We start from the raw sequence: 12,086 nt of genomic DNA on the forward strand, positions 1-12,086 counted from the left end.
CCCTGGGGCTCGCTACGCGTCGTCCATCGCCGCCGAAGCCAGTGTCAGCAGGCCGGCCTCGGCGTCGCAGGTCAGACCCGCCCGGCCGACGGGTTCAACGGACCCATGCCGCCCATGTGGGCGAGATCCGTGACGAGGATGCCCTGGCTGGGGTTGAGCGCGTTGACCACCTTGTTGCCGCCGATGTAGATCGCGACATGCCAGATGTCCGCTCCGCTGCCCCAGAACACCAGGTCTCCGGGCTGCATCTGTGACAGCGGCACATGCCTTACGGCGAAGTATTGCTGTGCTGCCGTGCGCGGCAGGGATACGCCGGCGGACGCGAATGCCTGCTGGGTGAGGCCCGAGCAGTCATAGCCGAGTGGGCCGTTGCCGCCCCACGCGTAGTAGTACGGACTGCCGGTCTTCGACAGTGCGTAGTTCATCGCCAGCGCACCGGCGCCGCTGCTCGAAGGAGGAGCGGGCGGTGCCGGGGCAGGCGGAGCTGGTGCGGGCGCAACAGGTGCTGCGGGAGCCACCGGCGCAGGCGGAGCGGGTGCCGGTGCTGCCGGAGGTGCGGGTGCTGCCGGAGGTGCGGGTGCTGGCGGAGCGGGCGCTGCCGGAGGCGCCGGTGCCGGTGGCGCGGGTGCCGCCGGCGGTGCAGGGGCCGGCGCAACGGGGGCCGCCGGTGTCGATACCACTGGAACGCCCGCCGTGGAGCGGACCGGTGCGGGTGCGACTCTCGCGGGGGCTTGAAGGGACGCCGGGTCACGCAGCGGCGGGGTGCTGGTGGGAGTGCTCTGCGGTGCGGCGGCCGCTTCCGTCGCTGCAGCGGCGGATTCGGCGATCATGCGGGCGAGGTCGCGCTCCCGCTGGGCCTGTTCCAGGCCTGCTAGGCGCTGGTCCTCGAGCTCTGCCGTGGTGTTCCTGAGTGTGGCGAGCTGGCCCACGAGTGTTGATCGCTCTGCCTGCTTCTCGCCGACGAGCTGTTCCGCGCTGCCCGCCGCTTCCCGGGCCTGCTCGCCGGCCGCCTGGGCTGCGTCGGCAGCGTCCTGCGCCGCTTGCCGTGCTGCCGCGGCATCCTGGGTCAGGGATGCCCACGCGTCGCGTGCCGACTGGGCCTCATCAAGGGTGCGGGTACTACTGCTCGAGAGTCCGTACAGGGTCGACGCGCGGTACATGACCTCGTCGGGATCGGTTCCATCCAGCACGCTCTCGATACCGGGGTTCATACCCCCGGACCGGTAGAGGTCGCCTGCGAGTCGGCCCACCTGCTCCTCCGCGGCGTCGTGCTGACGCCCGGCGTCCGCAGCGCGCTGGTCGGCACGGTCCGCGGCAGCCCGGCGTTCGTCGAGGACGGCAAGGGCGTTGTTGTAATCGTTCTGGGCCTTGAAGGCGGTGAGTTGCGCCTCCTGCAGCTGCTCGCCGGCCACCGCGATGATCCCCTCGATGTCCGCAACGAGTCCGGCTGCTGCGACGGCGTCATCCTGGGCCCGCTTGATGTCGTCCGGCGACGGGAGCGCCACCCCGCCGGGATCGCTCGCCGGAGCTGCGAACGAAGGAGCAATCATGGTGCAGCCGATCAGCGCGACGGCGGCCAGGGTGGCGACACCGTGACGCAGGAGGTTGCCGGTGGTTCTAGATGACTGCACGTTCTGCCGCTCTTTCGCCCGGATCTGCCGTTGGTGGTTGACGCAACAGACCCGACGATAGAGCCCTCCTGTTCACTTTGGCAACAGGAGTCACATCCGTATCGTAAAACAACATCAGTGTCATTTCACCGATCCGGAGCGGCGTGTCGCCTCAACCCCATCCCAGTTCATGGAGCCTCTCGTCGTCGATGCCGAAGTGGTGGGCGACCTCGTGCACGACCGTCACCAGGATTTCCTCGACCAGTTCCTCCCGCGAGTCGCACAGGCGCGACAGGGGGCCGCGGAAGATGCTGATGCGGTCCGGCAGGGACCCTGCCTCCCACCACGAGTCCCGCTCCGTGAGGGGAGTTCCCTCGTAGAGACCCAGCAACTCGGTGTCTGCCGGTTCGCCGGGCGCGGGCTCGTACTCCTCCACGACGAAGATGGCCACGTTGTCCATCGCGCGGGCGAGATCGTCCGGGATCTTGTCGATGGCGTCGTTCACGGCGTCCTCGAACTCTTCACGGGTGATCTCGTACGGCACGCCCTGATCGTACCGATCGTCACCGCATCCGCGGTGCGGCGAGGGATGCTTGCCGGGCAGCGGCCGGTCGACGGATGGTCGCGGTGCCTGATTTTGTGTAATCGGCAAACTCGACCTATAGTTTTACAGGTCCACGACAGGGAATGATCGGCCGGAAGTGCTTGCCTTTCGGTAGGTCGCAGGAACCCCGAACTGTGGTCCAGGCCCCCATCGTCTAGCGGCCTAGGACACCGCCCTTTCACGGCGGCGGCACGGGTTCGAATCCCGTTGGGGGTACGCAGGAGATGCCCTCACGGGCGGTCAACCAGGACGAAAAGTGCTGGTAGGCTGGAACCTGCAAATCAGCAAGTGAAGTTAGCAAGGCCCTGTAGCGCAGTTGGTTAGCGCGCCGCCCTGTCACGGCGGAGGTCGCGGGTTCAAGTCCCGTCAGGGTCGCTCAGGCGACTGGTTCCCTTCGGGGGCGCCGGTCGGGCTGGATACGGTGATCATCCGCAAGATGGTCGCAAGGCTCTGTAGCTCAGTTGGTAGAGCGTTCGACTGAAAATCGAAAGGTCACCGGATCGACGCCGGTCGGAGCCACCGCTGAAAACCCCGTAGTTCCCCTCGGAACGCGGGGTTTTTTCGTGTGCGTCCGGCGGTCCTGCCGCTCACCCCAGGTTGCCCGGGCGAACGATTTGGGATAGTAGTGGGCGCCTCGTGCGTTGAACCACCGGCACCGAATCGAGACGAAAGGGCACCCGTGAGACTCCTTCGTTCCGCAGTCGGACCGGGTGTCCTGACCGTGGTCCTCGGCGTGACCCTGACCGGTTGCAGCCAGGGTTCGGCACCACCGGCCGACACGATGCTCACCATGCCCGCCAGCCCCGCGCCGCAGCCGTCCGCGCTGCCCACGCCAGCGCTGGAGCCCGCGCCCCTGCAGTCCGAGGGCGCGCCGGCGGATGCGGCCACTCCGGGTGGCGTGTCCGGCGCGTCGGACCACTGTGTCGTCGTGGCCGGTGGGGTCACGACGGCGATGCTCGCGCCGCTCGGCCTGCGCTCTCATCCGGATCCGAGTGAGCTCGTCACCCTCCGGCAGCAGATACTCGACCTCCGGGACAAGGTGCCGGCCGATCTGCAGGATGAATTCACGACGCTCGCTCACTCCGTGGAGGTGCCTCCCGAAGGTTCGGGGATCTTCGACGAGAAAGCCTTCCGGCACGCGATCGTCCCCGTGCAGGATTGGCTCGCACAGCATTGTGACGGCTCCTGAAGCGCGGGCGACGACGGAGGCCCGGCCCTGTGGGAGCAAGCCCGTGTTCCCACTCATGGTGGCGGCGCAGTGCCTTAGGCTGTCCACAAGCGAAAGGGGTCCGATCCGATGACCGAGCAATCCGCGGGGCGGCCATTCCCCGCTCTCCAGGACGTGCCGGGCGGGAGGACCCTCATCGGAGACCCCGCCGCGGTGAAGATCGCGGCGATCGCCGCGCGTGGCGTGCCGGGCGTGTACTCTCTCGGGGCCGGCTCCGGACGGGCTCTGGGAGCCATCCGCGATGCCGTCGGCGCCAACGACCTCATCCACGGTGTGAAGGTGGAGGTGGGTCAGACCCAGCTCGCTGTCGACGTCAGCCTCGTCGCGGAGTACGGCTACGCGCTCAACGCGCTGGCTGATGCGGTTCGCGTCGCCGTCTACGAGGCACTCACAGAACTGGTCGGGCTCCAGGTCATCGAGGTCAATGTCGAGATCCTCGACGTGCACCTGCCGCCACCTGCGGAGCCGAGGACCGTCGAGCGACTCCGCACGACCGGTTCGACACAACTCAAGCAGCCTGCCGAGTGAGCCGGCCATGAGTCCCACCACCACCGGTATGGCGGCCGGGGCCGTCCTCTCCTTCGCGGCCCTGATCTTCGGCTTCTGGGGTTTTCTGCTGACCCTCGTCCTGGTGCTCTGCGGCGCCGTCGTCGGACGCGTCATCGAGGGCAAGCTCGACCTTCGCGGGGTCCTCGACGCCCTCTCCGGCCGCCGCTCGTCCTCGTGACCACGGAGTCCGTCCCGACCGTGCGCGCGTCTGCCGGAGGTGCCGTTCGTGGTTCCCGGAGCCATGCTCCCGTCGCCGGCCACAACCGGATCACCACCGAGGCCCTGACCAGCACCGCACGGGCCGTGGCCGCAGAGGTGCTGGACGTGCCGCCGGCGCAGGTCAGGGCATCCCTGGCGGATGACCGCGGCCTGCTCGCGCTCGTTCTCTCCCTGCCCCTTCCCGTACCGTCGTTGACCCGCGTACTCGAGGAGCCCGGCATCGTCGCCTCCTTCGGGGGGCCCCTGCTGGCGCGCGTGGACGCGGCCAGGACGCCGATCCTCGAGCGGGTCCAGGCACTGACCGGGGCGCGGCTGAGCCGAGTGGACGTCCGGATCATCGGCAGCACCGTCACGCGGGGCGCGAGGGTGCTGTGAGTCCTGACCAGCTCGACCGGTCCACACCGGAAGCCACGTCCCGGTTCGTGCGCCGGGAACTCCACTCATCCCGGGCGGTCGCCTCGGTCGTCACAGGCGTCTTGTTGATCTCGGGTTGCCTGCTCCTCCTGTTCGAAGCCGTGCTGAGAGCCGTGGGGGATGAACCGTTCCTGCTCGACGTGGAGGCCGCGGTGGCGCTGCTCGGACGGCTGCCGGACGGTGTGCCACCCTCGCTGCTCGTTGCCGCTTCCCTCCTGTTGCTCGCCGTCGGCGCGGTGCTCGTCCTCCTCGCAGTCCTGCCCGGCAGACGTGCGCGCTATGCGGTCCCGAACGAGCGGGCAGCCGTGGTCGTCGACGCCGAGGTCGTGGCGTCGTCGTTGGCCCGCCGCGCGCGGGTCGCGGCCGGAGTGGCACCCGAGCAGGTCCTCGTGACGGTGGGACGGCGCACCGTCAGGGTCCAGGTCCGGCCGACGTCGGGTGTACCCGTCGACGCCGATGCCGTCCGTGCGGCTGTCGCCGACGACCTCGGCCGCCTGGGCGTGGAGCCCGCCCCTCGTATCACCGTCCTGGTGGCGGACACGGGGGTGGTCGGGCAGTGAATACGACGCCGCGCCTGCTCAACCGCATCGTTCTCGCAGTCGTCGGGCTCATGGCCCTCGCCGTGGGGGCCTCCGGTCTGCTCCTCCTGGCTCTGCCCTCCGCCGCCTCCTGGTGGCGTGACGTCGCACCACGGATCGGTGACGCGATCGACGGCCTCCGCACCGGTACCACCCTCGGGGAGCAGTCGGACACCATGCTCTGGACGTCCGTCGCGGCGGTCCTGCTGCTCCTGATCGTCCTCCTCGTCCTGTGGATCGCGGCTCAGGGCAAGGGGCGAACGGGCGTCTTCGCGGCCGTCGGCCGCAGTGGACCGCCGGGGCAGCGGGACGGCGTCGACGAGGCCACACCTGGATCGGTGACGATCACCGCGGCCGCCGCGGAACAGGCGCTGAAGGCGGCGCTGCTCGAACGCTCCGATCTGGCGGGCGCCTCTGTCAGCACCTGGGAGGTGCGGGGTGTTCCAGGCCTGCGTGTGCGGGTGTACCCGCGAAAGGGAGTGCCCCCCTATGCGGTGGCCGCCGAGGTCTCCCGGCTCGTCGAAGCGCTCGACACGGTCACCGGCTACCGGACGCCCGTGCTGATCAACATCAGCTCGGGGGCTCGCGCACGCCTGACCCGCGCGGAACGGGTCAGCTGACCCGCAGGCCGGTTACGAATCGGCATCAAAAGCGGTTTGGGCACAGGTCGCCTTGTGCCTGCTGATGTAAGCGCTTACTGTTGCGAGACCAATTCAGTGAGGCGGCGCATTCCTGGGTAGGGCGGCAACTCGCCATGACCCCTTTGAACGCGTACGCAAGACAAAGGAGTCTGTTTCAATGGCGAACATTCGTTCACGGAAGTTAGCGCTGCCCGCTGCAGCACTCAGTATTTCCCTTCTCGCTCTCGCCGGCTGTGGTTCGGAAGGATCGAACAGTGCGGGAGGCTCGGGAGACGCGGATTGCTCGGCCTACGAGTCCTACGGGACGTTCGAGGACACCGAGGTCAGCGTCTACTCGACCATCGTCGACGTCGAAGCCGAGCTCCTCGAGAACTCCTGGGCCGACTTCTCCGAGTGCACCGGCGTGGAGGTGGCCTACGAGGGTTCCAAGGAATTCGAGACGCAGATCGGCGTTCGCGCCAAGGGTGGCACCGCGCCCGACCTCGCCATCTTCCCGCAGCCCGGCCTGCTGGCGGCCCAGGCTCCGAACCTCAAGCCTGCTCCGCAGGCCGTGTCCGACCTCGTCGACGAGGGCTGGTCCGCGGACTGGAAGGAGTACGGCACGGTAGATGGCACCTTCTACGCAGCCCCCATGCTCGCGAACATCAAGGGCTATGTCTGGTACGTCCCGGCGACCTTCGAGGAGAAGGGCTGGGAAGTCCCGACCACCTGGGACGAGATGATGGCCCTGACCGAGAAGATCGCCAGTGAGGAGGAGGACCTGAAGCCCTGGTGCGCAGGCTTCGAATCCGGTGAGGCAACCGGATGGCCGGGTACCGACTGGGTCGAGGACGCCGTGCTCCGCGAGCACGGCCCCGAGGTGTACGACCAGTGGGTCAGCCACGAGATCCCGTTCAACGATCCCCAGATCGTCGAGTCGTTCGACCGTGTCGGAGAGATCCTGAAGAACGACGATTACGTCAACGGCGGCTTCGGCGACTCCCGCTCCATCCTGTCGACGGCCTTCGCCGAGGCTGGCCAGCCCGTCCTCGACGGCCAGTGCGCCATGCACCACCAGGCCTCCTTCCAGGCCGCCAACTGGCCCGAAGGAACCAACGTCGCCGAGGACGGCGACGTCTGGGCGTTCATGACGCCGCCCATCGACGAGTCCCAGGGCACGGCCATCACCGGTGGTGGTGAGCTGATCGGCGCCTACACGGACCGCCCGGAGGTGCAGGCACTGCAGACGTACCTCGCAAGCGCCGAGTTCGCGAACGCCCGCGTGGAGCAGGGCGGTGCCATCAGCGCCAACAAGGGACTGGATCCCGAACTCGCAGGATCGGACCTCGACCGCCAGTCGATCGAGCTGCTGCAGGACCCGGAGACGGTCTTCCGCTTCGACGGCTCGGACCTCATGCCGGGCGCTGTCGGTGCGAACTCCTTCTGGAGCGGCATCGTGAACTGGATCAACGGTTCATCGAGCGAGGAAGTCACGCAGACCGTCGAGGACAGCTGGCCCTCCTCCTAGGCAGGTAGCGGCAGGCGCCCCGGCATCGAGTCCGGGGCGCCTGCTTCGGCAGGGCTCGGCGTCGCCCACGCTCGACGTGCAGAGCCCTGCCGTCCCATTACTTTCAGCACGCGCACCAAGGAGGCTGGGCTGTGGAAGATTTCGCTGACAAAGGTTTACAGGTGGTGATCGGACTCGCGATCTTCGCCGCGATCATCGGCCTGATCATGCTGGTGGTGGATCGGGCGCCCAAGTCCGGCCGCGAGAAGTTGCAGGTCGCGGGCTTCCTTGCTCCCGCGCTGATCCTCCTGGCAGTCGGGCTGGTGTTCCCGGCCCTCCAGACGTCGTATCTGTCCCTGACCAACGGCAACGGGGATTTCGTCGGGCTGGACAACTTCGTGTGGATGTTCACCCAGCCCGAAGCGCTGGTGACCCTGAGGAACACCCTGATCTGGGTGGTCCTCGTCCCACTGCTGGCGTCCTCGATCGGCCTGGCCTACGCGGTGTTCATCGACCGCGCGCGGGGGGAGAAAGCGCTCAAGGCGCTGGTCTTCATGCCGATGGCCATCTCGTTCGTGGGTGCAGGTGTGATCTGGCGCTTCGTCTACGCATACAAGGGACCGGAGCAGGATCAGATCGGTCTGCTCAACCAGGTGCTCGTGTGGTTCGGGCAGGAGCCCAAGCAGTTCCTGCTCGATGCCCCGGAGAACACGTTCTTCCTGATCGCCGTGATGATCTGGATCCAGACCGGCTTCGCGATGGTCGTGCTCTCCGCCGCGATCAAGGGCATTCCGACGGAGATCGTCGAGGCTGCCAGGCTCGACGGCGCCAGCGCGTGGCAGCAGTTCCGCAACGTCACCATCCCCACGATCCGGGGTTCCCTGATCGTGGTCGTCACGACGATCACGATCGGCACGCTGAAGGTCTTCGACATCGTCCGCACGATGACGGCAGGCCAGTACGAGACCTCCGTGGTCGCCAATGAGATGTATACCCAGGCGTTCCGGGCGGGTGAGCCCGGCAGGGGCGCCGCACTGGCCCTGGTCCTGTTCCTGATGGTGCTGCCCGTGGTGGTCTACAACGCCCGGCTGCTCCGCAAGCAGAAGGAAATCCGATGAGCACTGTGCCCCTGGACAACCAGAAGGAGCTGCTGCGCGACGTCGACGATGACGCCTCGCAGGGAAACCCCACCATGCAGACTCGTGTCCGGCAGCGGCTGACGTCCCGCGGGGCAACCGCCGCGGCCATCATCATCGCCGTGATCTGGACGGTGCCCACGTTCGGGCTGCTGGTGTCCTCGTTCCGTCCCGAGGACAACATCAAGGGAAATGGCTGGTGGAACGTCTTCACCGATCGCCAGTTCACGCTGGAGAACTACGCCGATGTGCTCAGCCCGGGAGGCAGCCAGTCTCCCAACCTGCTCTCCTACTTCGTGAACTCGCTCGCCATCGTGATTCCCGGAACCATCTTCACGCTGGTCCTCGGGTCGATGGCGGCCTACATGTTCGCCTGGGGGCGTTTCCGGGGCAAGGACAGCCTCTTCATCTTCGTGTTCGCACTGCAGATCGTGCCGCTCCAGATGGCGCTGATCCCGCTGCTCCAGTTGTTCACGCAGGTGCTGAAGTTCGGCGACTTCCAGGTGCTGCCGAGCGGTACGTATGCTCAGCTCTGGGTGGCGCACACGATCTTCGGACTGCCCCTGGCCATCTTCCTCCTGCACAACTTCATCGCCGAGATTCCGGGCGAGGTCATCGAGGCGGCGCGCGTGGACGGTGCCGGCCACAGCACGATCTTCTGGCGGATCATCGTCCCGCTCGCCACCCCGGCGCTGGCGTCCTTCGGGATCTTCCAGTTCCTGTGGCTCTGGAACGATCTGCTCGTTGCCCTGGTGTTCTCCGGCGGCGGGGCCGACGTCGCGCCGATCACGCAGCGACTCGCGGAGATCCAGGGTTCGCGTGGCGGGGAGTGGCAGCGACTCACGGCGGGCGCCTTCGTATCCATCATCGTTCCGCTGGCGGTGTTCTTCGGGCTCCAGCGCTACTTCGTCCGGGGACTGCTGGCCGGTGGCCTGAAGGGCTGAGTGCATGACCAGCATCGACGACGTCGCGGCCTCGCTGGGCGTGTCCACGGCCACCGTGTCCCGCGCACTGCGCGGGCTGCCCGGTGTCGCCGAGGACACGCGCGCGCGGGTGAGGTCGACGGCGAAGAGACTGGGGTACGTTCCGTCGTCGGCGGCGTCCGGACTCGCTTCCGGACGCACCATGGCGATGGGAGTCCTCGTCCCGGTCATCGACCGCTGGTACTTCTCGGCGGTCCTCGAGGGGGTGGACCGCCGGTTGCGTGCGGCCGGCTACGACCTCATCCTGTTCAGCCTCGGCGGCGCCGGCGCCAACCGGGATCGGGTGTTCCACCGGTCCATCCTGCGCAAGCGGATCGACGCGTTGCTCGTGATGTGCATGCACCTGACGTCCGAGGAGCGTAAGGCGGTCCAGCAGCTCGAATACCCCAGCATCGTGATCGGCGGAGCCCTCGAGGGCGTACGCCACGTCGGGATCGACGACGCGCGCGCCGCGCGGGACGCGGTCGAACACCTGATAGGTCTCGGCCACACCCGGATCGCCCACATGCGCGGCGGCGGGTCCTTCGACATCGACTTCGAGGTGCCTCGCCTTCGCGAGCAGGCCTTCCGGCGGACACTTGCGGATCATGGGCTGACGGCGCGGGAGGACTGGTCGCCGTCGGGGGACTTCCGCTTCGCGACAGCACGCGCGTCCGCGGCGGCGCTCCTGGCCGACCCCGACGATCGGCCGACGGCGGTGTTCTGCTCGTCGGACGAGATGGCGTTCGGCGTGCTGAAGGCCGCGGCAGACCTCGGTATCGATGTCCCTGGAGAGCTGTCGGTCATCGGCATCGACGACCACGAGTTCGCCGAGCCGATGGGCCTGACGACCATCCATCAGGACCCCGCGGACCAGGGCGCGTTCGCGGCGGACATCCTGCTCGGCGAGCTGCTGCGAAACGAGTCTCCCGACTATCCGCCGTCGCGCCCCCACTCACTGGTCGAGCGGACGACGACCGGGCCCGTCAGGGCGGGCTAGGAGGCCCTGGCGAGCTGCCGGATCGGGATCCAGCGCGACGCCAGGCGCCGGTAGGACGCCGCCGCGCCCATCATGTCCGCTTCGGCGAGGCTCTCGATACCCAGGCGTACGTCCATCGGGGAATCGTCGGGAAAGACGCGGTCGGCAACCGAGCCGTAGTCGACCTCGACGACGGCGTCGCGGCGGAAGACCTCGAGCCATTCGACGATCTCCGTGAGTTCGTCGAGCAGATCCATCTCCGGCGCTCCGATGGCCAGTTGCGCCACCGACCGCCTTCCGCGGTCAATGCAGTCCCCGATCCTCGTCGTGACCCGGACCGTGCTGACGCGCCCGTCCTCCTCGATCACCTCCGTGAGGTCGTCCTCGTGGATCAGGGCGAACCAGGCGAACGGCACACCCCACGTCGCCGACCGCGTATGCAGCTTCGCAACCGAGTCGGCGAAGGTATCCGGGTCCAGTCTTGCCTGGTGCGCCTCCCTGGCAACCTCGGGTACGAGGACATCGATCAGCGGCCCGCGCAGGCTCTGGTCGAGGGACTCCGCTGCGAGGGTGCTGCGCACGGCGAGCTGGTTCGGGCAGTAGTAGGGCGCCGTCGTGCCGTTCTGGCCGGGGAAGTGGGTGACCCGCACGAGATCGGGTTCGTGGTGTGGGAACGGATCCGATACCGTGCGCATGATGCGCCGCAGCGACTGCTCGTGCTCGATCGCCTCGGTGAGCTCACGCTCGCGTGCCCGCTGCTCGAGGATGGCGAGCTGCTGCGCATCCGAGAAGGCTTCGAGGGGCTCGTAGACGCGGAGGTAGGAGACGTAGGGGAACGGTCGGGCGCCGCCGCCCATCCGGCTCACGGCCCGCTGAGTTCCACGACGACGGGTGCGTGGTCCGAGGCGCCCTTGCCCTTGCGTTCCTCGCGGTCCACGAAGGCGTCGGTCACGCGCGCAGCGAGGGCGGGGGAGCCGAGGACGAAGTCGATGCGCATGCCCTCCTTCTTCGGGAACCTCAGCTGCTTGTAGTCCCAGTAGGTGTAGAGCCCGGGCCCGGGCGTGTAGGGGCGCGCGAGGTCCGCGAAGCCGGAGTCGAGGAAGGACTGGAAAGCGGCGCGCTCAGGCGGGCTCACATGGGTGTAACCGCCGCTGACGAAGAGCTCGATGTCCCAGACGTCCTCGTCCTGCGGCGCGATGTTCCAGTCGCCCATGAGCGCGATCTGGGCCTCCGGGTCCTCGGCGATCCAGCGCTGCGCATGCCCGCGAAGGGTGTCGAGCCACTCGATCTTGTAGGGCATGTGGGGGTCGTCGAGGGATCGCCCATTCGGCACGTACAGGCTCCATACACGGACACCCCCGCAGGTCGCCGCGATGGCCCGGGCCTCCTGCACGGCTTCGGTTCCCGGCTTGCCGAACGTCGGCTGGTCGGGGAAGGTGCGCTGGACATCGTCGAGCCCGACGCGCGACGCGATGGCGACGCCGTTCCACTGGCTCAGCCCGAAGTGCGCCACCTCGAAACCGCTGTTCTCGAACAACTCCCAGGGGAAGTTGTCGTCCTTGCACTTGGTCTCCTGGATAGCCAGGACGTCGACGTCGGACCTGTTCAGCCAGGCTTCGACGCGGTCGGCGCGGGCACGGAGGGAATTGACGTTCCAGGTGGCGATCTTCACGGACCCTA

The 12,086-nt window shown here is 67.9% G+C and carries 14 protein-coding genes and 3 tRNA genes; 13 read left to right on the forward strand and 4 right to left on the reverse strand.

What is annotated here, in order from left to right; translation table 11 throughout:
• Positions 1-71 precede the first annotated feature (71 nt).
• Positions 72-1,631, reverse strand: a complete 1,560-nt coding sequence (locus CXQ96_RS08270) for an NlpC/P60 family protein (RefSeq protein WP_104117577.1) — start codon at positions 1,629-1,631, stop codon at positions 72-74.
• A gap of 151 nt (positions 1,632-1,782) precedes the next feature.
• Positions 1,783-2,154 (reverse strand): metallopeptidase family protein, encoded by a 372-nt coding sequence (locus tag CXQ96_RS08275; RefSeq protein WP_258058965.1) that lies wholly within the window; start codon positions 2,152-2,154, stop codon positions 1,783-1,785.
• Positions 2,155-2,357: 203 nt separating this feature from the next.
• Here CXQ96_RS08275 and CXQ96_RS08280 point away from each other — a divergent pair.
• From CXQ96_RS08280 to CXQ96_RS08340, 13 genes are all read left to right on the forward strand, one after another.
• Positions 2,358-2,430 (forward strand) — tRNA-Glu (locus CXQ96_RS08280).
• 85 nt (positions 2,431-2,515) lie between these two features.
• Positions 2,516-2,589: transfer RNA gene (locus CXQ96_RS08285), tRNA-Asp, on the forward strand.
• A 71-nt stretch (positions 2,590-2,660) separates the two neighbouring features.
• Positions 2,661-2,733: transfer RNA gene (locus tag CXQ96_RS08290), tRNA-Phe, on the forward strand.
• A gap of 160 nt (positions 2,734-2,893) precedes the next feature.
• Positions 2,894-3,403: a hypothetical protein gene (locus CXQ96_RS08295; RefSeq protein WP_104117578.1), complete on the forward strand. Its 510-nt coding sequence runs from the start codon at positions 2,894-2,896 to the stop codon at positions 3,401-3,403.
• 108 nt (positions 3,404-3,511) lie between these two features.
• Complete coding sequence (locus CXQ96_RS08300) at positions 3,512-3,970, forward strand: Asp23/Gls24 family envelope stress response protein (protein ID WP_104117579.1); 459 nt, start codon at positions 3,512-3,514, stop codon at positions 3,968-3,970.
• Between the two features lie 7 nt (positions 3,971-3,977).
• A complete protein-coding gene (locus tag CXQ96_RS08305) occupies positions 3,978-4,169 on the forward strand; it encodes a DUF2273 domain-containing protein (protein ID WP_104117580.1) in 192 nt (63 codons plus the stop codon).
• Positions 4,166-4,585 carry a hypothetical protein gene (locus tag CXQ96_RS08310; RefSeq protein WP_308662680.1) on the forward strand — a complete coding sequence of 140 codons (420 nt, stop codon included), beginning with the start codon at positions 4,166-4,168 and terminating at the stop codon, positions 4,583-4,585. Before CXQ96_RS08305 ends, CXQ96_RS08310 begins: the two co-directional genes overlap by 4 nt.
• Positions 4,582-5,184 carry a DUF6286 domain-containing protein gene (locus tag CXQ96_RS08315; RefSeq protein ID WP_104117581.1) on the forward strand — a complete coding sequence of 201 codons (603 nt, stop codon included), beginning with the start codon at positions 4,582-4,584 and terminating at the stop codon, positions 5,182-5,184. The genes CXQ96_RS08310 and CXQ96_RS08315 overlap by 4 nt, the downstream gene beginning before the upstream one ends.
• Positions 5,181-5,822 (forward strand): hypothetical protein, encoded by a 642-nt coding sequence (locus CXQ96_RS08320; protein ID WP_104117582.1) that lies wholly within the window; start codon positions 5,181-5,183, stop codon positions 5,820-5,822. The genes CXQ96_RS08315 and CXQ96_RS08320 overlap by 4 nt, the downstream gene beginning before the upstream one ends.
• A gap of 178 nt (positions 5,823-6,000) precedes the next feature.
• Positions 6,001-7,350, forward strand: a complete 1,350-nt coding sequence (locus tag CXQ96_RS08325) for an ABC transporter substrate-binding protein (RefSeq protein ID WP_104117583.1) — start codon at positions 6,001-6,003, stop codon at positions 7,348-7,350.
• Between the two features lie 131 nt (positions 7,351-7,481).
• Positions 7,482-8,447, forward strand: coding sequence for a carbohydrate ABC transporter permease (locus CXQ96_RS08330; protein ID WP_104117584.1), 966 nt, complete (start codon positions 7,482-7,484; stop codon positions 8,445-8,447).
• Positions 8,444-9,409, forward strand: a complete 966-nt coding sequence (locus CXQ96_RS08335; RefSeq protein WP_104117585.1) for a carbohydrate ABC transporter permease — start codon at positions 8,444-8,446, stop codon at positions 9,407-9,409. The genes CXQ96_RS08330 and CXQ96_RS08335 overlap by 4 nt, the downstream gene beginning before the upstream one ends.
• 4 nt (positions 9,410-9,413) lie before the next feature.
• Complete coding sequence (locus CXQ96_RS08340; RefSeq protein WP_104117586.1) at positions 9,414-10,427, forward strand: LacI family DNA-binding transcriptional regulator; 1,014 nt, start codon at positions 9,414-9,416, stop codon at positions 10,425-10,427.
• On the opposite strand, the gene CXQ96_RS08345 is transcribed toward CXQ96_RS08340, so the two are convergent.
• Together CXQ96_RS08345 and CXQ96_RS08350 are read right to left on the reverse strand one after the other, a co-directional pair.
• A complete protein-coding gene (locus CXQ96_RS08345; RefSeq protein WP_104117587.1) occupies positions 10,424-11,263 on the reverse strand; it encodes a hypothetical protein in 840 nt (279 codons plus the stop codon). The genes CXQ96_RS08340 and CXQ96_RS08345 overlap by 4 nt on opposite strands.
• Before the next feature lie 5 nt (positions 11,264-11,268).
• Positions 11,269-12,078: an exodeoxyribonuclease III gene (locus CXQ96_RS08350; protein ID WP_104117588.1), complete on the reverse strand. Its 810-nt coding sequence runs from the start codon at positions 12,076-12,078 to the stop codon at positions 11,269-11,271.
• Between the last annotated feature and the right edge of the window lie 8 nt (positions 12,079-12,086).

It is taken from the genome of Arthrobacter sp. B1805, from assembly GCF_002929745.1.
Taxonomy (GTDB): Bacteria; Actinomycetota; Actinomycetes; order Actinomycetales; family Micrococcaceae; genus Arthrobacter_D.